The organism is Massilia sp. BAP21 (genome assembly GCF_057801335.1).
Genome location: NZ_CM173596.1, coordinates 3230156 through 3248478, shown reverse-complemented (window position 1 = coordinate 3248478; position 18323 = coordinate 3230156). Strand labels below are relative to the sequence as shown.

The following is an 18323-nucleotide window of genomic DNA, read 5'->3' as shown; positions in this document are numbered from 1 at the left end:
CTAGTAGCGCGCGCCGTCGCGGCGTCCCCGTCCGGCCAGGTCCGGCAGGGCGAAGCGCCCGGCCAGCTGACGGAATGCCACCGAGGCCCCGGCCATCGGAAACGCGTCCACCACGGACCGTCCAAGCCGCGCGGCGCGGTGCAGGTATTCGTCCGCCGGCACCGAGCCCATCGAGGTCAGGCTTACTGCCAGGTAACGGCTTGCCGCCTGCGACATATTATCGTAAACGACACGGGCCTCCGCTTCGCTGGCGCCGGTGACCAGGATGCCGAACGGACGCCGCCCGAACTCCTGCGCCAGGCGCTTGATGAGCCCATAGGCGCTGGTGATCGAGGCGGCGCTGGCCGAGACCTGCACCACGATTTCCGACTCGGCCAGCACCGGTACGGCAAAGCTGCCGTCACGCTGCAGTTCGGCGTCGACCATGACGATGCCGCCCTGCCCCTGCACCAGCACGTCGAAGGCCTTCGCCAGGCGCCGTGCTTCGTCGCTGCCGGCGCGCGGCGCCGCGCCTTCGCGCACGAGGGTGGCCACGCTGAAGCCTTGTGGCGCACGCTGCACCACCTGGTTCAGCGCGCACTCCTGGCGCGCCACCTGCAACAGGCTGGTGTGGCGGTCCAGGTCGAGGGCATGCGCAATGCCGGTCCCGCCCTGGCAGGCGTCGACGATCAGGACATCGTTGCCAGCCCGGGCCAGCGAGGCGCCCAGGTTCACCAGCATCGGCCGCTTGCCGTCGCCCGCCGTCGCCGACAAGAAGCTCACCACGCGCGGCTTGGGCCCGGCCAGCATGCGGCGCAGGCCTTCGGCCTGGTCGAAATCGAAACTAGCCAAAGTACACTCCACGCAAGGTGTGGTCGTTGTTCAGGTTACCGGTATTGGCCATCATCATCGGCAGGTCGGCATCCTCGAACTGGCTGCCGGCGTCGCGGCGGCTGCGGAAGGCGCGGTCGACCAGCATGGCGCGGTCGGCCAGGTGCAGGTCTTCCGGCACGCGCTGGCCGTTCGAGATGTAGTGCAGGTTCAGCTTGTTGCGGATCATTACGTCGAGCACGTTGCCGATCGAGGCGGCTTCGTCGAGCTTGGTCATGATGCAGCCGTACAGGCCGCTGCCCTGGTAGGCGCGCACGACCTCGTTCAGGGTCTCGTTGGTCGACGTCGCGTTCAGGCAGAGCAGGCGCTTGACGTCGGCGCCGGCGCCGGCCAGCATGGCCACCTGCTCGGTTACCATCTGGTCGCGTTGCGACATGCCGATGGTGTCGATCAGCACGGTGTGCTTGTTCTTGAGCTCTTTCAGGGCGATGCGCAGATCGGCTTCGTCCTTTACCGAGTGCACCATCACGCCGAGGATCTTGCCGTAGATGCGCAGCTGTTCGTGGCCGCCGATACGGTAGGCGTCGGTGGTGATCAGCGCCAGCTTCTCGGCCCCATGGCGCAGCACGCAGCGCGCCGCCAGCTTGGCGGTGGTGGTGGTCTTGCCCACGCCGGTCGGGCCGACCAGGGCGAACACGCCGCCGCGGTCGAGCAGCGACTCTTCGTCGGACATCGTGGTGAGGTTACGCGCCAGCACGGTCTTGATCCAGCGCATGGATTCCGCCGCATCCTTGTCGGCCGGCAGCTTGTCGATCAGGTAGCGCGACAGCGAGGCCGAGAAGCCGGCGGCCAGCATCTCGCGCAGCACGACGGCCTTGTGCGGCTCGCGCTGCTGGGTGCCGCCCCAGGACAGCTCGGCCAGCTGGCTTTCCATCATCCCGCGCATGGCGCGGATTTCGCTCATCATGCCGCTCATCTCGGCGGCCGCCGATTCCTTGGCCTGCGCCATGGCATCCTGCATCATCCGGCTCATGGCGGCCATGTCGAAGGCCGGCGCAACAGCAGCAACAGCAGCAGCAGCCGGGCGGCGCACGGCAAACTCCGGCTCGGGTGCGAAATCCGGCTCGGCCTGGGCGGCGCGGCGCGCGAACACTTGTTCCGGCGCCACGGCCGGCGCACTGCCGCGACGGTTGACGAAGGCCGGCGCGTCACGCTCGGCAGCATCGAGCTGGCTCAGGCGCGGCTGAGGCTGGGCCATGTCCGACTCCGGCGCGGGTGCGGCCAGTGAGGCGACATCATCATTGTCCAAGGCCAGGATCTCGACCACGCCATCGACGGGACGATTGGAAAGAATGACGGCATCCGGCCCGAGCGCTTCGCGCACCTTGCGCAAGGCTTCCCGGGAACTCGCAGCAGTAAATTTCTTCACATTCATCTTTTTCTCCGCACTGCATCATGTTGGTGCGACAGGCAGCATCCCTGTCTAATGCCATGATTATTGACGATGCCGTCAAGCAAGCATCTGGAGAGAAAGCGGGGAAAAAGGGGTTATTTCTCGGAAGGGGTGCAGCGTAGACAGGCGCGAACGGCGTTTGGGCCGGATTGCGGCAGACGCGGCCCCGTGAAAACGTACGAAAAAAATGGCGCCGGTGTTCGCTCCGGCGCCACTGCTCTTATTTACTGCGCACCCACCAGGCTGGTCACCCGAATCGTCTTGGTCTCCGGAATCTCCGAATGCGACAAGACCTTCAGTTGCGGCAGCGCGCGGCGCAGGAAGCGCGACAGCAGCACGCGCAGCGGGCCTGGCACCAGCAGCACCGGCGTGTGGCCCATGGCTTCCTGCTGCTGCGCCGCATTGTGCGCCTGCTGGGCGATGGTATCGGCCAGGCCCGGCTCGATGCCGGTGCCGTCGCCGCCGGCGCCCAGCGCCTGCATCAGCAAGCGCTCGAGGCGGTTGTCCAGCGTCATCACCGACAATTCGTTGGTGCCGGGGAACAGCTGCTGCACGATCGCACGTCCCAGCGCAATACGCACCAGCGCGGTCAGCTCGGTCGGGTCCTGGGTCTGGACCGCATGTTCGGACAGCGTTTCGATGATGCTGCGCATGTCGCGAATGTGTACGCCTTCGAGCAACAGGTTCTGCAAGACCTTCTGCAGGGTCGACAGCGACACGACCTTCGGCACCAGGTCTTCGACCAGCTTTGGCGATTCCTTGCCCAGGTGGTCGAGCAGCGCCTGCACTTCCATGCGCCCCAGCAGCTCCGACGCATGCGTCGTGATCAAATGGTTCAGGTGGGTGGCCACCACCGTACCGGCGTCGACCACGGTATACCCGAGGTTCTGCGCTTCGTCGCGCAGGCCAGCCTCGATCCAGACAGCCGGCAGCCCGAAGGCCGGATCCACCGTTTGCTGGCCCGGCAGGGTGCCGCTGGCCATGCCCGGGTTGATCGCCAGGAACTGGCCGTTGATCGCTTCGCCGGTGCCCACTTCCACGCCCTTCATGGTAATGCGGTAGCTCGACGGCTTCAGTTCCAGGTTGTCGCGGATGTGCACCGGCGGCGCCAGGAAGCCGACTTCCTGGGCGAACTTCTTGCGGATGCCCTTGATGCGCTTGAGCAGCTCGCCGCCTTGGGTCTTGTCGACCAGCGGAATCAGGCGGTAGCCCACTTCCAGGCCCAGGGTATCGACCGGCATGATGTCCTGCCAGGTCGCTTCTTCGGTCTCGGCGCTGGCCGCCGTGCTGGCGCCGGCTGCCGCTTCGTCGGCCGCCGCTTCGGCTTCGCGCTGCGGGGCCTCCTTGGCACGCTTGGCCAGCAGGTAGCCCGAGCCAACCAGCGAGCCGGCCAGCAGCAGGAACACCAGGTTCGGCATGCCCGGGATCAGGCCCAGGCCGCCGATGATGGCGCCGGTGATGTACAGCACTTCCGGCTTGGCGAACAGCTGGCCGACCATCTGGCCGCCAATGTCCTGGTCGTTGGCCACGCGCGAGACCACCATACCGGCGGCGATCGAGATGATCAGCGAGGGAATCTGGGCCACCAGGCCGTCACCGATGGCCAGCAGGGTGTAGGTCTTGGCGGCGTCGCCGACGGCCATGTCGTGCATCACCACGCCGACGATCAGGCCGCCGATCACGTTGATCAGGGTAACCATGATACCGGCCACGGCGTCACCCTTGACGTACTTCGAGGCACCGTCCATGGCGCCGTAGAACTCGGCTTCCTGGCCCACTTCGTCACGGCGCTTGCGCGCCTCGGCTTCGCCGATCATGCCGGCGTTCAGGTCGGCGTCGATCGCCATCTGCTTACCCGGCATCGCATCCAGGGCGAAGCGCGCGCCGACCTCGGCGATACGGCCCGCACCCTTGGTAACGACGGTAAAGTTGATGATGGTAAGAATCACGAACACCACGATACCGACGGTGTAGTTACCGCCAATCAGGAAGTGGCCGAAAGCCTCGATGACCTTGCCGGCCGCGGCGCCGCCGGTGTGGCCTTCGGTCAACACGATACGGGTCGATGCGACGTTCAGCGACAGGCGCAGCATGGTCGACACCAGCAGGATCGCCGGGAAAGCCATGAAGTCGAGCGGCTTGACCGTGTACAGTGCGGTCAGCAGAACGATCACCGACAGGGCGATATTGAAGCTGAAGAACAGGTCGAGGACGAACGCCGGCAGCGGCAGGATCATCATTGCCAGCAGCAGGATGATCAGGATCGGCGCAGCCAGGGCGCTGCCCCTGCTACCGAGGCCGGTCAGCCATGCTGGCAGTCTCAAACTATTCATGCATTACTCCGTTATCGGGTGGAATCGGGTTTCTTTTGCGAAGCCGGGTTCAGCGGGTCCATCTCCGGCGGCACTGCCAGCTTGGTCGGGCGATCCGGGTAACGGCCGCCAGCCTTGTAGTTACGTACCTGGAACACATAGGCCAGCACTTCCGCCACCGCCGAGTACAGCGTTTCCGGGATCTCGTCGTCGATCTCGGTGTGCTTGTACAGGGCACGGGCCAGGGCCGGCGCTTCCAGCAGGGCCACCTTGTTCTCGCGCGCCAGCTCGCGGATCTTGGCGGCCACTTCGTCCACGCCCTTGGCCACCACGCGCGGCGCGCCGGCCTGGCCGTCGGTGTACTTCAGCGCCACCGCGTAGTGGGTCGGGTTGGTCACGACCACATCTGCAGTAGGCACATTTTGCATCATGCGGTTGCGCGCCATTTGCCGCTGCATCTGGCGAATCTTCCCTTTAATCTGAGGATTGCCGTCGGATTCTTTCGATTCTTGAATCATTTCCTGGCGCGTCATCTTGTGTTTATTGTTGTAATGCCAAATCTGGTACGGCCCGTCGATGAGGGCGATCACGCCCAGTGCGCCGACGATGTACAGGAAAGTGCGCGCGAGCAAATCGCCCAGGTGGCCGCTCGAGGTGCCGAGCGGCTCGACCGCCAGGCCCAGCACGGCATCGGTCTCGCTGCGGATCACGATCCAGGCCACGGCACCCACCACCAGGGTCTTGGCGATGGCTTTCAGGAGTTCGATCAGGGAATTCGTCGACACCATGTTGCCGATGCCCGAGATCGGGTTCAGCTTCATGAAGTTCGGCATGAAGGCTTTCGAGCTGAAATTGAAGCCGCCGACCAGCATCGGCGCCGCCAGGGCAACGAGCATGATGGCAAAGGCCAGCGGCAGGCAGGCCAGCAGCACGCCGCCGACGTCGTTGATGATGCGCTCGAGCAGCACGGCGGAGTTATAGACCTGCTCGCGGTCGAGCGTCAGGCCGGAGGCGAGCGCGCTTTCCAGGCGGCCGACCAGGCTGCCGCCCGTGATCCACAGGCCGGCGCCGGCAGTCATCAGGACGGCAAAGGTCGCGACTTCGCGCGAGCGCGGAATATCGCCCTCTTCACGCGCTTTCTCTAATTTTCTGGGCGATGCGTCTTCTGTCTTCTCTGCGTCGCTGTCTTCCGCCATGTCCGCTCCCTGTTACCGCCAAAATAGCCAGGATGCGATTATCGCCGCTGTTGCCGTAGAGCCATAGACGAAACAAGAGGGGGAAAGGCCGGTAATTCGGCGCCTGCCGGAAGACCGTCCGCATCGCTTCAAGCTGGTGAAGAGAAATGCGGACCTTGCCGGATCAGCTTTGGACCGGCTCTGGCTCGGCGGCCAGCGCGGCGATGGAAGCGGCCACGCGCGCCTGGCTGCGCATGGCGCGGCGGCGGCGGGCGCGGGCGGCATGCGCCACGTACCAGTAGAAGCCGAGATACAGCGCGAAGCTGGCCAGCGTGGCTGGCAGCAGCGCCGGGGAATTGTCGGCGAAGCGCACCGCCAACCAGGCCGGCACGGCGGCAATGGCCCAGCAGAATGGCGATACGAAGGCATTGCGCAGCGGCGCGCTGAAGGCACGGAAATAGCGGCCAGTAATCGCGATCTTGACCAGGCTGTGCAGGTGGCAGCTGTCCGGCTGGCCCGGATGGCGCCGGCACCACAGGCGGCGCGCGATGGTGAACACGGTTTCGAATACCGGATAAGCGCAGGCCAGCAGCGGCGCCCAGGGCGAGATGTCGGGATTGCGGTAGACCAGCATCACCGACAGCCAGGACAGCAGGAAGCCGAGCAGGTAGGCACCGCCATCGCCGAGGAACAATTTACCAAACGGGAAATTAACCAGGAAGAAACCGGCAGTCACGGCGCAGATCAGGAAGCACAGGCGCGCCAGTTCGGCGTCGCCGTAACCGTCGGCAATGAAGCCGAGCGCCACCAGGCCGATGACCACGGTGCCGCTGGCCAGGCCATTGAAACCGTCGATGATGTTCACGGCATTCGCCACGCCGCCCACCGCAAACGCGGTAAACAGCACCGACAGCGGCAGCCAGGCCAGGGCCGCGTCGAGCGGGTCGAGGCCGGTTTCCAGGATATGGACGTCGGTCAGCGCCCAGCACAGCACACCGCTGGCCATGGTCGCGAGCAGGCGCGCGCCGATCGAGACGCGGCGCGTCAAATCTTCGGCGATGCCGAACAGGAAGGCGGGCAGGGAGGCGAGCAGCAGCGGCGCGAACAGGTCCTGCTGCGCATCCGACGACAAGGCGCAGGCCACGAACAGGCCGAAAATGATGGCCAGTCCGCCGATCCGCGGCGTTGGAGCGCTGTGGAACTTCTGTACGCCGCGCGTTGCATCCAGCGTAAACCGGCCGTGCCAGCGCGTCGTTGCAACGAGCACCAGCGAGAAGACCAGCGATACCGTCAAGCCGACTTCAGAGACTATGAAATGAGTTTCCAATCGATCCACGATGACACTTGAATAACTTAGCAATTCTATCTCATTTCTTTGAAGAAAGCACCCTCCTCCCAGCAATCGTGCGTAGGTGCATTAACTTGAAAAGATCCAGGCCGGCATACTCAAGCTATTGATTTATATACGTTTTTTTAAAGTAAACGAAACTTTATTTTCCGCATATAAAGGCTTTGCGGAAATTTCCATCATATTCACAGACAATTTGTTACATATTTTGAGGCGTGGGCACCACATTTAATGTGTTGCCGCCGACATCCGGAATCAGAAATGGGGCCCGGTGCACGGCAAAATTTCGCACATTAAAATATTGTTGCCGAAAATTATTTCAGTGGAGTTGGGCAGCATATCTGCCTGGCTGCCCAACTCACACCTTCGCATCATTCAAGAAAGCCGCAACGCCGGTCGCGGCTTTCTTGTTTTTATGATGACTTATCAGCCACCGCTCCCCGTCCCGCCGGTAACGGTATTCAGGATCGCATCCTTGCGCAGGTTTTCCAGCACCGAGGCCACCACCGAGCCGTTTGCACCGGAAATACCGGCTGCTTTCAGGGCTTCCAGTACCGCATCCTGGGCATTGCCAGGATTGGTTGCGCTCTTTGGAACCAGGGTAGCGCTCAGGAAGTCGCTCGGAACTGCCACGCCGTTGGCTGCGGTCGAGGCGATCAGGGCCACGCGGTTGGCGGTTGCCTGCATCATGGTGGCGTTGCCGACGATGATGCGGACGTTGGCGCTCTGGGCCAGCTGGACCGGCGTGGCGGCAACGCCGGTACCCGACGAGGTCGCCACGTAGGCAACGAACATCTCGGTCAGCGGGGTGATGTTGGCCTTGGCACCGTCGCCCGAGGCGATCGAACGCAGGGTCACGCCGTTCTGGGTCAGGGACAGGATGCAAGGACCTTCGGCCGGTGCCGGAACCTTGACGGTGAACGAGCCGTCGGCATTCGTCAGCGCAGTGGCCGAACCGGTCTTGCAGGCGGTGGTGACGGTGCCGTTGGCGATTGCCGCGCCAGTAGCGGCGGTACCGGTCATCGTGATCGCGTAGCTGACAGGCGGCGGCGTGGTGACAGGCGGCGGTGGTGGCGTGGTGGAAACCGGCGGTTCATTGTGGCCGCCCCCACCGCCGCCGCAGGCTGCCAGGGTCGACACCATACCAGCCATCAACACCAATTTCAAAGCGGTGTTTAGTTGAAAGCTCTTGTTCATTCAAACCATCCTTTTTCGAGTTGTTTTACTTAATTTAAAAATCTTCGTGCTTGCTGCACGCCGGTCCAGGCCCGGCTTTCAACATACGTGATACGCCCGCTTCATTTGCCAGCCCTACACTATAGAACAGTAGTTTTCTGGCAGCAACTGCTCGGCCGCTAAGTGACTGATAACTCACCAATTATCACGCGAACTTCCCTGCCCCTTTTGCCAATTCAAATGCGCGAAACCGGCGGGGCTATTATTAAAAACATGGATTTCAGAATTCAATTTTCCAATGCGGTATAGGTCAGGAATGCTTCCCGCATGCGCGGCATCTGGCGCACGAAGTATTCGCGTCCGATCCGGCCCCCATTGAACAGGTTGGCGCGGGCGCCATTTACCATCGGCAGCTCCTCGACGACACCAATGTTGATGCAGTTGCATTCGCCACTGCGGGCATACTTGGTTTCCAGGCGCACCATGTAGCTGGCCGCACCTTCCAGGTGGGTCCAGCCAGGCTTCATGCCCTTGCGCGGGGTCAGGGGGACTGCGATGCCGAAGCCGATGCGGGTTTCGATTTCACTCTTCTTGACGTAAGCCTGCGCCTGCACGTCGCCGAACCAGCGGCTCAGCTGCAGGAACGGGCCCTGGTCTTCGCCACGATAGCGCTGGTAGCCGGCTTCGACGGTCGCATTCAGGGGCGCATAGGCCCACAGGTAGGAGACGGCGCCGGCCTCGATGTGGTCGGTGCGGTAGCGGAATTTTTCACGCAGGTGCGTGTACTGCACGCGCACCTGGTCGGCGCCTTCGCCCGGGAACCAGGTGGTCTCGTTCTGCACGCCTTCGAGGTCGTACATGTATTTGCCGGCCGATGTCACGTTGACGATGCTGTCGGTCAGCCAGAATGACTGGCTCAGCACGGCAGTACGCAGGCCGTCGCGTTGCTGGGCCCATCCAAGGAAGCCATGCGCCACGTCGCCGGATTCGGCCACGGTGCGCACGTAGCTCGTGTACAGCTCGGCCCCCGTCCAGGCCGGTACGATGGCCTGGACGTTGGCGGCCAGGCTATAGTCGAGCAAACCCTTCTCGGTGCCGACGAAGTGCGTCGTGCGCGGCTCGACCCGGATGCGCGAATAGCCGCGCGGCCCTTCCTGCGTGTCGAGCCATTGCACACCCAGCCCGCCGTCGGGCCGCAGCTGGAACGACAGCGCGGACTGCGCCTCGCGCCACTGCCCGTCGTCGAGGAAGCGGCGGTAGCTGGTCTGTTCGACCGTGGTCTTGTACAGCTGCAGGCCGCTCTTCTTGGTGACGACCGAGACATAGCGGATTTCGGCCGGCGCCAGCGCCACGCCGGCGCCGAGTGCGATGCCGATGGCGTCGACTTCGTTCTGGTTGTAGCGGTGGTTTTCGTATTCGACAACCAGCTCGGCGCCGCGCTTGCCGATGCGTACGCGCTCCAGCCCCGCTTCGACCAGGGCCGTGCGGATGCGCAGCATCGCGTCGCCGGCAAGCATGGGCGGCTGCTGAACCAGCGCCGGTGGCGGCGGCAGTGCAGGCTGGTTCGAGGCATAGGCAGCGCTTGCCATGGTGCTGCGGGCAGGCAGGGCGGCGGGCGCCGGCGCCGCTGGCCCGGCGCCCTGCTGCACTGGCATCGTTACCGGCGCGGCTTGCGGATACGCGGCCGCGACGGCGACGGCGGCCGGGCGTGCCGGCACATCCCAGGTCCGGCCGTTTTCGCCAACCGGGATCACCAGGTTGACACCGAACGCCGAGCGCTCGTACGGCTTGCCGGCAGGCGTGGTGGTGCGGAAGGCACGCTGGGCGCTGGCGACCACACGCGCGTTCGCGAGGAAAGCAATGGCCGGGCTCGCGTAGCGCAGGCCAAGGTTATTGGCGCTGCCGTTGCGCTCGAGGATGACCGAGGCGCCGCTGCGCCAGAGCGGCAGTTCGGCGCTGGCGAAATAATTGCCGAGATAATCCTCGCCCTTGGCGGCGCCGATGGTCCAGCGTAGCGGCCCGAGCCGGTCGCTCATTGCCACGTAGGTCGACTTGAAATACGTGGCGCCACCGCTGATGTCGTTGACGCCGATGGCGATGTCGGGCTGCCAGTCGTAGAAACGCGGGAGCATGAATTTGACGTTGGCGGACAGGTCGCGCGCGCCGTTACGATCCCCGACGTACGCGTCCAGCTCGGCAAGCCGGCCGGAAATTTCCAGGTGCGGCAGCAAGCCCAATGCAAAGTGATAGTTTTCACCGCTTTTGAATCGTGTAAAACTTGGACCTACGTAGTTGGTCAGGCCAAATACCATGGTCCCGTCTGGCAGTGTGCGTCCATCCGGCACGTTCAGCGTGCCGGATGAGCCCGAAGTTGCCAGGGAAGGCACACCACTGCCAATCCACGATGGAACCGCACTGGTCTGTGCCGACACACTGGCTGTCAGGAAAGGCGAAGCAAGTACTGCACAGTAGAGATGACGTCGCGATGTTTTCACTTGGATCAATATCAAATTTTTACTAAAGAACAATTGCAGGGGTTCATGTCGACGCCGGACGCAGAAATGATGTTTCCTTGCAACAACTTTGTCGATCACACTCGAGCGTGCGACAGCAAACAGCAGAGTTAAGGTAATATCCAGCGATGTGAGAAAGTGTGAGAATCTCACTGCATCATCACTGAATCGTTATCACCACTCATTCGGATACGGGGGCACCCATGGACAGGATCGGACGACTGCGCCAGATGGCGAAAGAAGCCTTGCAGGAATACCAGGCAGCGATCAACGCGGGAGGCGAACCGACGTATCCGCAATGGGCCGAGGACCTGATGTCCGTGTGCGACCTCGCGGAAACCGCTGCCGCCCCTGCCCTGCGCATGCAGCGCGCGCCTGACCGTATCGACCTGCGCCCCCGCCTCAGCTGATCCAGCGATCTGACGCGCCCGGTTGCCGCACTCAGCTGTTGGCAACCAGCCGTGCCTCCTGCGCCTGGCGCACCTGCTCCAGGTGCACCCAGTCCACGATCTCGTCCGCCGGCCGGTAACCCGATACCAGCCCGTGGAGTATCTGCCTGATCTGCGCCACATTGTTTGCCGCGAGCGCCGTTTCGAGCGCAGCCATCTTCGTCATCAGCAATTCCCATTCGATGGATTCCTCGCGCGCGCGCATGACACGCGGATGCGCGGTAGCGGTCGGGTTATCGCCGATCAGCAATTCCTCGTACAGCTTTTCACCCGGGCGCAAGCCGCTGACCGCTATCTCGATATCACCGTCGGGATGCTCGGCGCTCTTCAGCGACATGCCCGACAGCTCGACCATACGGCGCGCCAGGTCGATGATGCGCACCGGCGCCCCCATGTCGAGCACGAAGACATCGCCGCCCTCGGCCATGGCGCCGGCCTGGATCACCAGCTGCGCCGCCTCGGGAATGGTCATGAAGTAGCGGGTGATGTCGGCATGGGTGAGCGTGATCGGCCCGCCGCCCTTGATCTGTTCGCGGAACAGCGGCACCACCGAGCCGCTCGATCCGAGCACGTTGCCGAAGCGGACCATCGAAAAGCGCGTTGCCCCGCCGCGTTGCGCCATTGCCTGCAGCACCAGTTCGGCAAGCCGCTTGCTCGCCCCCATCACATTCGTCGGGCGTACCGCCTTGTCGGTACTGATCAGCACAAAGTCGCTGACGCCGTACTCGGCCGCCGCCTTGACGGTCACCAGCGTGCCCAGCACATTGTTGCGCACGCCTTCGGCCGGATTGTGCTCGACCAGCGGCACATGCTTGTAGGCCGCCGCGTGGTAGATCGTATCCGGGCGCCAGGTGCGCATGACTTCGCGCATGCGCGCCTCGTCGCGCACCGAGGCCAGCATCGGCAGGAGGCGTATGCCGCCCTCCGCCGCGATCGGCTGCAGTTCCTGGTGAATCGTGTACAGCGCAAACTCGCTGACCTCGACCAGAACCAGGACCGCAGGCTCGAGCTTCACGATCTGGCGGCACAATTCGCTGCCGATCGAACCGCCGGCGCCCGTCACCAGCACGACCTTGCCGCGAATATTACGGTGCAGCAGGTCGTCATCCGGCGGCACCGGATCGCGGCCCAGCAAATCCTCGATATCGAGCTCGTGCAGGTCGCGCACCCGCACCTTGCCCTGGGCCAGATCGGCCAGGCGCGGCAAGGTGCGCACGTGCAGCGGCAGCTTCAGCTCCTGGATCAGGCGCATGATCTCGGCGCGCCGCGTACGGCTCACCGCAGGCAGGGCCAGCAGCAGGTCGGTCACGCCGCGGCGCGTGACCAGCCTCGGCAACTCCGCCAGCGCATGCACGCGCAGGCCATCGATGGTGCCGCCCTGCAGGTTGCGGGCATCGTCGACGAAACCACGCACGACCATTTCGCGGCCGCCGGCGAGCGCACCCGCCAACTGGCGCCCGGCCGAGCCGGCCCCGTAGATCAACACTTGCGGCAGCGCACGGCGGTCGAGGTTGCGGACATACCGCCCGCCCAGCCAATAACGCACAAACAGGCGGCTGCCCCCAATGGTCACGAACAGCATCAACGGAACGGCAAGCCCGATACTGCGCGGCACACCCGCCACGCCGATAAAGGTGAACATCAGGAGGAACAGCAGGCACACTGCCGTGCTCGCCTTGACGAGCGACATCAACGCGGCACTGCCCGAAAAACGGAAGATGGCGCGGTACATGCCGGTGACGATATAGATTGGAATGGCAACGCCAACGGCAGCGCCCAGGACCCGCAGCTGCGGCTCATGCATGAAGTCCCAGTCTTCCAGCCTGAGACCGAATACGACCCATACGCAACCAACGCACAGCGCAACGTCCATCAGTAATGCGACAGCGCGCTTGGCGGCGCGCGGCAGCGACAGTAACAAATCGGCAAACTTACTCATCATCACTTTCAGCGAGGCTCGTGCCTCTTCTTGTATTGATAGCGACCAGGCGCGCCCATGCATGCCCGCGTTGTCTTGCTAGGCCGCGATTCGACTCGCGGCCGATAGCACCTGATGGATCGCGGTGCAGGCCTGGTCGATTTCCTTGCCGGTGAGCGTAGGGTGCACCAGGAACATCAGGCTCGTTTCGCCCAGCTCCCTGGCAACAGGCAGGCGCTCGGCCGGGCGGAAACCCGTCTCGTCAAAGGCTTTCTCCAGGTAGACCTCGGAGCAGGAACCCTGGTAGCAAGGCACGCCGAGCTTGTTGATTTCCTCGACAATCCGGTCACGGCTCCAGCCATCGGCGAGCTGCTCCGGACGCACGTAGGCATAGCACTTGTAATGCGCATGCGTCAGCTCCTGCGGCAGCGCGGGTACCCGCACCACCTCGTGCAGGCGGCAGGTGTTCCAGATCGCCATGGCGTTGGCGGTGCGGGCCTCGGTCCACGCAGCCATCCGCGCCAGCTGGATGCGGCCGATCACCGCCTGCATTTCGAGCATGCGCCAGTTGGTGCCGAAGCTTTCGTGCAGCCAGCGGAAACCCGGCGGGTGCTCGCGCTCGTACACGGCCTCATAGCTCTTGCCGTGGTCCTTGAACGACCACATCACGCGCCACAACGCTTCGTCGTTCGTCGTGACCATGCCACCCTCACCGCCCGTGGTCATGATCTTGTCCTGGCAGAAGCTCCAGGCGCCCGCATGGCCAATGGAGCCGAGCATGCGGCCCTTGTACATGGCGCCATGGGCCTGGGCACAGTCCTCGATGACCCGCAGGCCGTGCCGGTCGGCCAGGTCCATGATCGGGTCCATGTCGCAGGGCCAGCCCGCCAGGTGCACGCAGATGACGGCCTTCGTGCGCGACGTCAGGACGGGCGCGATCGTGCGGGCCGAAATATTGCCGCTATCGGGCTCCACGTCGGCGAACACCGGCGTCGCACCGGCGTTCACCACGCAGGAAATGCTGGCGATGAAGGTGCGCGGCGTGACCACGACTTCGTCGCCAGGGCCGATGCCCATGGCTTTCAGGGCGACGTCGAGGGCCAGCGTGCCATTGGCGAGTGCCACGGCATGAGCGGTGCCGCTCCAGGCAGCGAATTCCTTTTCGAACTGGCGGGTTTCGGTGCCGGTCCAGTAGTTGACTTTGTTCGACAGCAGGACTTGCTGGACTGCGGATGCTTCCTCGGCGGTGAAGCTGGGCCAAGGGGAAAACTTCGTGTTTAACATGGATACCTGATCTTTATTCTTTTCTAGAAACCTGTTGCTAAGCTCGCCGAATAGGCGCAGCCGGATTACCAATGACTATTGCGTTATTTGGAACTGGTTTAACTACGACGGCGCCTGCTCCGACCGTAACCCCCGAACCAATGTTGATTCCCTGGCGAACCACAGCACCTATACCGATCCAGCTGCCATGGCCGACAGCTACATTCCCAGCCAAGTGAGCGCCAGGACTAACATGCACTGCTTCCTGCAATATACAGTCGTGATCAACAGTAGCGCCCGTATTGACAATCCCTGCTTCTCCAATAGAGGCATCGATGTTGACGACCGCACCCGCCATAACAACGCAACCCGCGCCTATCCGAGCATGCGGACTGATCGTAGCGCGCGGGTGAATAATCACAGCCATTTGAGCTCCTGCCGCCTGCAACATGCGTTGTTTTTCAGCTCTCGTTTCGCAATTTCCGATCGCGACAATTACGCCATTGAATTTACCCAAACATCCGAGCAACCTCTCGGTATCGCCTGCAACCTTCCATGGGCCAATATCGGCGAAAGCTGGCCAGCGATCATCAAAAAAAACGACTTCGTGCCAACCGGCAGCAATGGCAGCGTCTGCCACAACCTTCCCGTGTCCACTAGCACCAAGAATTGCAAGTTGCATTCGTCTCACCTATCAGTTGGTCCAGTAAAACGAGGCATTGTGGCGTCCCCTGCTGCACTAATACCCTCGCGCACGAAAACCTTTCGTACGGTTTGCCAGAGGATTTTTATATCAAGCCAAAAAGATCGGTTGTCTACGTACCAAACATCAAGCTTAAACTTCTCTTCCCAACTCAGGGCATTTCGCCCATTGACTTGAGCCCAGCCTGTGATCCCGGGTCTAACTTCATGTCGTCGCGCCTGCTCCTCGTTATAAAGATCAAGATACTCCACCAATAAAGGACGTGGCCCTACCAGACTCATCTCACCCTTAAGGACATTCCATAACTCTGGAAGCTCGTCGATGCTACTCGATCGCAAAAATTTCCCGAACTTGTTTAGTCTCTCAACATCGGGAAGAAGTTCACCATGCACATTACGCTCATCCGTCATAGTGCGAAATTTGACCATTTCGAAAGTCCGCCCGCTCAGGCCAGGCCGGCGCTGGCGGAAAATTATCGGACTGCCTAACCTAATATGCACGAGCAAGGCCACAAGACACAATGGAATGGCAAGTAAAACTATCGAAAGCAGAGCAACAGAAAAATCAACTAGTCGTTTCATTCTTTATACCTAGTGTGCATCCTGGCCTAAACCCATCTCGATCAACATCGCTCGATTGACTTTTTCGACATCGAACTTTTCTTCAGCAAAGTGCCGAGAATTCTTACCCATCTCGTAGACCAGCACAGGATTTTCAACAAACCGCAACATCGCAAAATATAGTTCATCTACGGATTTCGACGGGACAAGAAATCCATTGTGCGACTCAATCACAGTTTCCCTGCAACCCGGTGTATCTGTAGTAATAATCGCGCGACCGATCGCCATGGCCTCAAGTACAGTCCGAGGAACTCCTTCGCGATAAGATGGCAATACGAACACACTACACTTACTCAATGCTTCTCGCACATCCGACAACTTCCCGAGAAATTCGATAGTCCCATCGGAAATCCAGGTGTCGAGTTCCTCCTGACTGATTGCATCGGGGTTATCGTCGATCCAACCAACTAAAACAAAGCGCGTTGCTGGAGCTTTGCGTTTGATCTTACGCGCTGCCTCAACATATTCCCGCACCCCCTTTGCTGCTAATAGACGCGCGATCAGAAGAAACTGAAGATCCTTAGGTGGCTCACACTCTGCAAAATTAACAAGACAGACTCCCGACCCGTTTACAACCGCAGATTTCGAATTCGCTTTGAGTAACCCAAGATGGCGAAACAACTGCTGATCATCGGGGTTTTGAAAGAATACCTTCGTCGCACCTAACAACGACACTTTGTAGAGTCCCTGCGCGATTTTTTGGACCAAGCGGCCGAGGAGACTTCTAGCATCACCAAATGCATATCCAAGTCCCGTAATCAGGGAAAAGCGCTTTGGAACGCGTGACAGTGTAGCCGCCAATGTACCGTAAACAACTGGCTTGACCGTATAACTCAGCAATGCATCAGGCCGCACTTTGAAAATAAGACCGAGTATGCTTATAAACGTAAGTAGATCGCCAACCGGATTAATTCCAGTACGTCGCATCGAAACATTGTGGATAACATATCCTTTTTTATCCAGCTCAGTATAATCAGCACTGCCTGAAAATAGTCCTGGAGCGGCAACATGGACTTCACACCCTTGTTGCTGCAAGGCCTCCAATAAAGCACCGCGAAAATTCAGAACCGAACTAGCGTAACTCGCCAAGATAAGGAATTTCAATTACTCACCACGAAAAATCATTAATTATGACAAACACTATCTTCAACTTCCGAAAACGAGCGCATCTCCACCAATGAATTTTTTAGAACTCGGAATTTCCCACTGCGCTCGCGGGGGATCTCATCAACGAGTTTCAGATGAATTTTCATTTTTTCTCCCACTCGTAGACGTAAAGCTTCCACGAATTTCTTCCTCTCATTCGAATCGAACGCATCACTAGCAACAACGCTCACCGAAATCGAATTTCTCTCTTTCTGGCTAATCTGGAAGCAGATTATTCCTGCAACGTCTTTGGTGGCATTAGATAAATTAGACAAGCTGACCTTGCCATTTTCGGGAGACCACACAAAATCAGTAGTCCTGCCTTCCAACCATTTGATAGCTGGATGTTCAGAACCACAAGAGCACACGAAGGTTTCATCCTCCAACGCAACACGATCGCCAATCCGATAACGAATTAACGGCGTGCCCTTGGTGGTAAACGACGTCACGATCATCTCACCTTCTCGTGCCGGTTGACCATCATCGTCAACGACCTCAAAAATTCCCGACAAAGGATACATATGCATACGCCCTGCTGAGCATTGCAGGATGAAAGGCGCCCCTTCGGACGACGCATACTGATCTGCAACCGTACATCCAAGCACTGCCGAAATCGTTTCCCTATGAACTGCCAAGACTGTTTCAGCAGTTGGAAAATACACCCGTACTGGATTTTTTAGACTTAACCCTCGTTCTTTCGCGATAATGCAAATTTCGTAGATGCTTGATGGAAACCCAACAATAAACTCCGGCTCAAACTTATTTAAAGCTTTCCAGTAGCTATCGAAGTTCGCCACATTCACATGAAACGTGGAGAAATAGCGGATCTTATTAAATAAGTCATCTCTGTAGCAACGGCCTATTTTTACATCTTCTGGCGTGACAATCGACTTACCGCTAAACCAAGCTGTCTTAGCTCCCCAACGATAACCGAACTGTTCTCGGAAAAAATCAAGTAAAGCGATACGTTCCTGCATATCTGAAGGATCGTATAGAACTTTCATAGAAGCGCCAGTTGTCCCACCAGTAAGACTGATGATAGCATCTCGCTCATCGATTGTCCGGATCCGATCGAGATTTTGTATGACGTCGCGCTTTTCAAGAATCGCAAAATCAGAAAGGGACGTTGAATTTACCGTATTGAACCACTGCGAATTTTTACATGCATAATCTAAAAATTGAACCAAGCGGGCAGACGCGATTTGTCCTATTTCTCTATTCGATGCCTTTTGCATACGAGAAAAGAATTCCTTCGAGGCGGCATATGATCCTGAGCGACGAGGGCGATTCAATTTCCAACTATAGTATGAGACTGCCAGATCCTGGACCCAATAAGGCGCCAGTTGAATAAAAAGAGAACGCATTGTCGCCATAAGAACCCCAACCGTAAAGATTTGCCAATTGCATATTTAGAAATGTCAGCTAACGTTTTATTCG

General features: G+C 60.3%; 14 protein-coding genes. 1 reads left to right on the top strand and 13 read right to left on the bottom strand.

Annotation, left to right across the window (positions count from 1 at the left end; all coding sequences use genetic code 11):
- The 7 genes from ACWYRN_RS14255 to ACWYRN_RS14225 form a co-directional block, all read right to left on the bottom strand.
- Complete coding sequence (locus ACWYRN_RS14255; protein WP_488688236.1) at positions 1-831, bottom strand: MinD/ParA family ATP-binding protein; 831 nt, start codon at positions 829-831, stop codon at positions 1-3.
- Entirely contained in the window at positions 824-2245 is a 1422-nt protein-coding gene (flhF, locus tag ACWYRN_RS14250; RefSeq protein WP_488688234.1) for a flagellar biosynthesis GTPase FlhF, read from the bottom strand. The genes ACWYRN_RS14255 and flhF overlap by 8 nt, the downstream gene beginning before the upstream one ends.
- A 242-nt stretch (positions 2246-2487) precedes the next feature.
- Positions 2488-4596 (bottom strand): flagellar biosynthesis protein FlhA, encoded by a 2109-nt coding sequence (gene flhA / locus ACWYRN_RS14245; protein WP_488688233.1) that lies wholly within the window; start codon positions 4594-4596, stop codon positions 2488-2490.
- A gap of 11 nt (positions 4597-4607) precedes the next feature.
- Entirely contained in the window at positions 4608-5771 is a 1164-nt protein-coding gene (gene flhB, locus ACWYRN_RS14240) for a flagellar biosynthesis protein FlhB (RefSeq protein ID WP_488688231.1), read from the bottom strand.
- 163 nt (positions 5772-5934) lie between these two features.
- Positions 5935-7044, bottom strand: a complete 1110-nt coding sequence (locus tag ACWYRN_RS14235) for an MraY family glycosyltransferase (protein WP_488688229.1) — start codon at positions 7042-7044, stop codon at positions 5935-5937.
- 480 nt (positions 7045-7524) lie between these two features.
- Positions 7525-8295: a hypothetical protein gene (locus ACWYRN_RS14230; RefSeq protein ID WP_488688227.1), complete on the bottom strand. Its 771-nt coding sequence runs from the start codon at positions 8293-8295 to the stop codon at positions 7525-7527.
- Between the two features lie 266 nt (positions 8296-8561).
- Positions 8562-10586, bottom strand: a complete 2025-nt coding sequence (locus ACWYRN_RS14225) for a YjbH domain-containing protein (RefSeq protein WP_488688226.1) — start codon at positions 10584-10586, stop codon at positions 8562-8564.
- A gap of 404 nt (positions 10587-10990) precedes the next feature.
- On the opposite strand from ACWYRN_RS14225, the gene ACWYRN_RS14220 reads away from it, so the two are divergent.
- Positions 10991-11197: a hypothetical protein gene (locus tag ACWYRN_RS14220; RefSeq protein WP_488688225.1), complete on the top strand. Its 207-nt coding sequence runs from the start codon at positions 10991-10993 to the stop codon at positions 11195-11197.
- A gap of 31 nt (positions 11198-11228) precedes the next feature.
- On the opposite strand, the gene ACWYRN_RS14215 is transcribed toward ACWYRN_RS14220, so the two are convergent.
- From ACWYRN_RS14215 to ACWYRN_RS14190, 6 genes are all read right to left on the bottom strand, one after another.
- Positions 11229-13178 (bottom strand): polysaccharide biosynthesis protein, encoded by a 1950-nt coding sequence (locus tag ACWYRN_RS14215; RefSeq protein WP_488688224.1) that lies wholly within the window; start codon positions 13176-13178, stop codon positions 11229-11231.
- A 75-nt stretch (positions 13179-13253) separates the two neighbouring features.
- On the bottom strand, positions 13254-14438 hold the full coding sequence (locus ACWYRN_RS14210; RefSeq protein WP_488688222.1) for a DegT/DnrJ/EryC1/StrS family aminotransferase: 1185 nt from the start codon (positions 14436-14438) through the stop codon (positions 13254-13256).
- Positions 14439-14475: 37 nt separating this feature from the next.
- A complete protein-coding gene (locus ACWYRN_RS14205; protein ID WP_488688221.1) occupies positions 14476-15099 on the bottom strand; it encodes an acetyltransferase in 624 nt (207 codons plus the stop codon).
- A gap of 5 nt (positions 15100-15104) precedes the next feature.
- On the bottom strand, positions 15105-15701 hold the full coding sequence (locus ACWYRN_RS14200; protein ID WP_488688220.1) for a sugar transferase: 597 nt from the start codon (positions 15699-15701) through the stop codon (positions 15105-15107).
- Positions 15702-15710: 9 nt separating this feature from the next.
- Positions 15711-16844 carry a glycosyltransferase family 4 protein gene (locus ACWYRN_RS14195; protein ID WP_488688219.1) on the bottom strand — a complete coding sequence of 378 codons (1134 nt, stop codon included), beginning with the start codon at positions 16842-16844 and terminating at the stop codon, positions 15711-15713.
- Positions 16845-16864: 20 nt separating this feature from the next.
- A complete protein-coding gene (locus tag ACWYRN_RS14190) occupies positions 16865-18259 on the bottom strand; it encodes a phenylacetate--CoA ligase family protein (protein ID WP_488688217.1) in 1395 nt (464 codons plus the stop codon).
- Positions 18260-18323 lie beyond the last annotated feature (64 nt).

What these genes read in the sequence shown, in the direction of transcription:
- flhF (WP_488688234.1), bottom strand. Translation starts at nt 2,245, where the DNA reads ATGAATGTGAAGAAATTTACTGCTGCGAGTTCCCGGGAAGCCTTGCGC.
- flhA (WP_488688233.1), bottom strand. Translation starts at nt 4,596, where the DNA reads ATGAATAGTTTGAGACTGCCAGCATGGCTGACCGGCCTCGGTAGCAGG.
- flhB (WP_488688231.1), bottom strand. Translation starts at nt 5,771, where the DNA reads ATGGCGGAAGACAGCGACGCAGAGAAGACAGAAGACGCATCGCCCAGA.
- ACWYRN_RS14230 (WP_488688227.1), bottom strand. Translation starts at nt 8,295, where the DNA reads ATGAACAAGAGCTTTCAACTAAACACCGCTTTGAAATTGGTGTTGATG.
- ACWYRN_RS14225 (WP_488688226.1), bottom strand. Translation starts at nt 10,586, where the DNA reads ATGGTATTTGGCCTGACCAACTACGTAGGTCCAAGTTTTACACGATTC.
- ACWYRN_RS14220 (WP_488688225.1), top strand. Translation starts at nt 10,991, where the DNA reads ATGGACAGGATCGGACGACTGCGCCAGATGGCGAAAGAAGCCTTGCAG.
- ACWYRN_RS14215 (WP_488688224.1), bottom strand. Translation starts at nt 13,178, where the DNA reads ATGATGAGTAAGTTTGCCGATTTGTTACTGTCGCTGCCGCGCGCCGCC.
- ACWYRN_RS14210 (WP_488688222.1), bottom strand. Translation starts at nt 14,438, where the DNA reads ATGTTAAACACGAAGTTTTCCCCTTGGCCCAGCTTCACCGCCGAGGAA.
- ACWYRN_RS14205 (WP_488688221.1), bottom strand. Translation starts at nt 15,099, where the DNA reads ATGCAACTTGCAATTCTTGGTGCTAGTGGACACGGGAAGGTTGTGGCA.
- ACWYRN_RS14200 (WP_488688220.1), bottom strand. Translation starts at nt 15,701, where the DNA reads ATGAAACGACTAGTTGATTTTTCTGTTGCTCTGCTTTCGATAGTTTTA.
- ACWYRN_RS14190 (WP_488688217.1), bottom strand. Translation starts at nt 18,259, where the DNA reads ATGGCGACAATGCGTTCTCTTTTTATTCAACTGGCGCCTTATTGGGTC.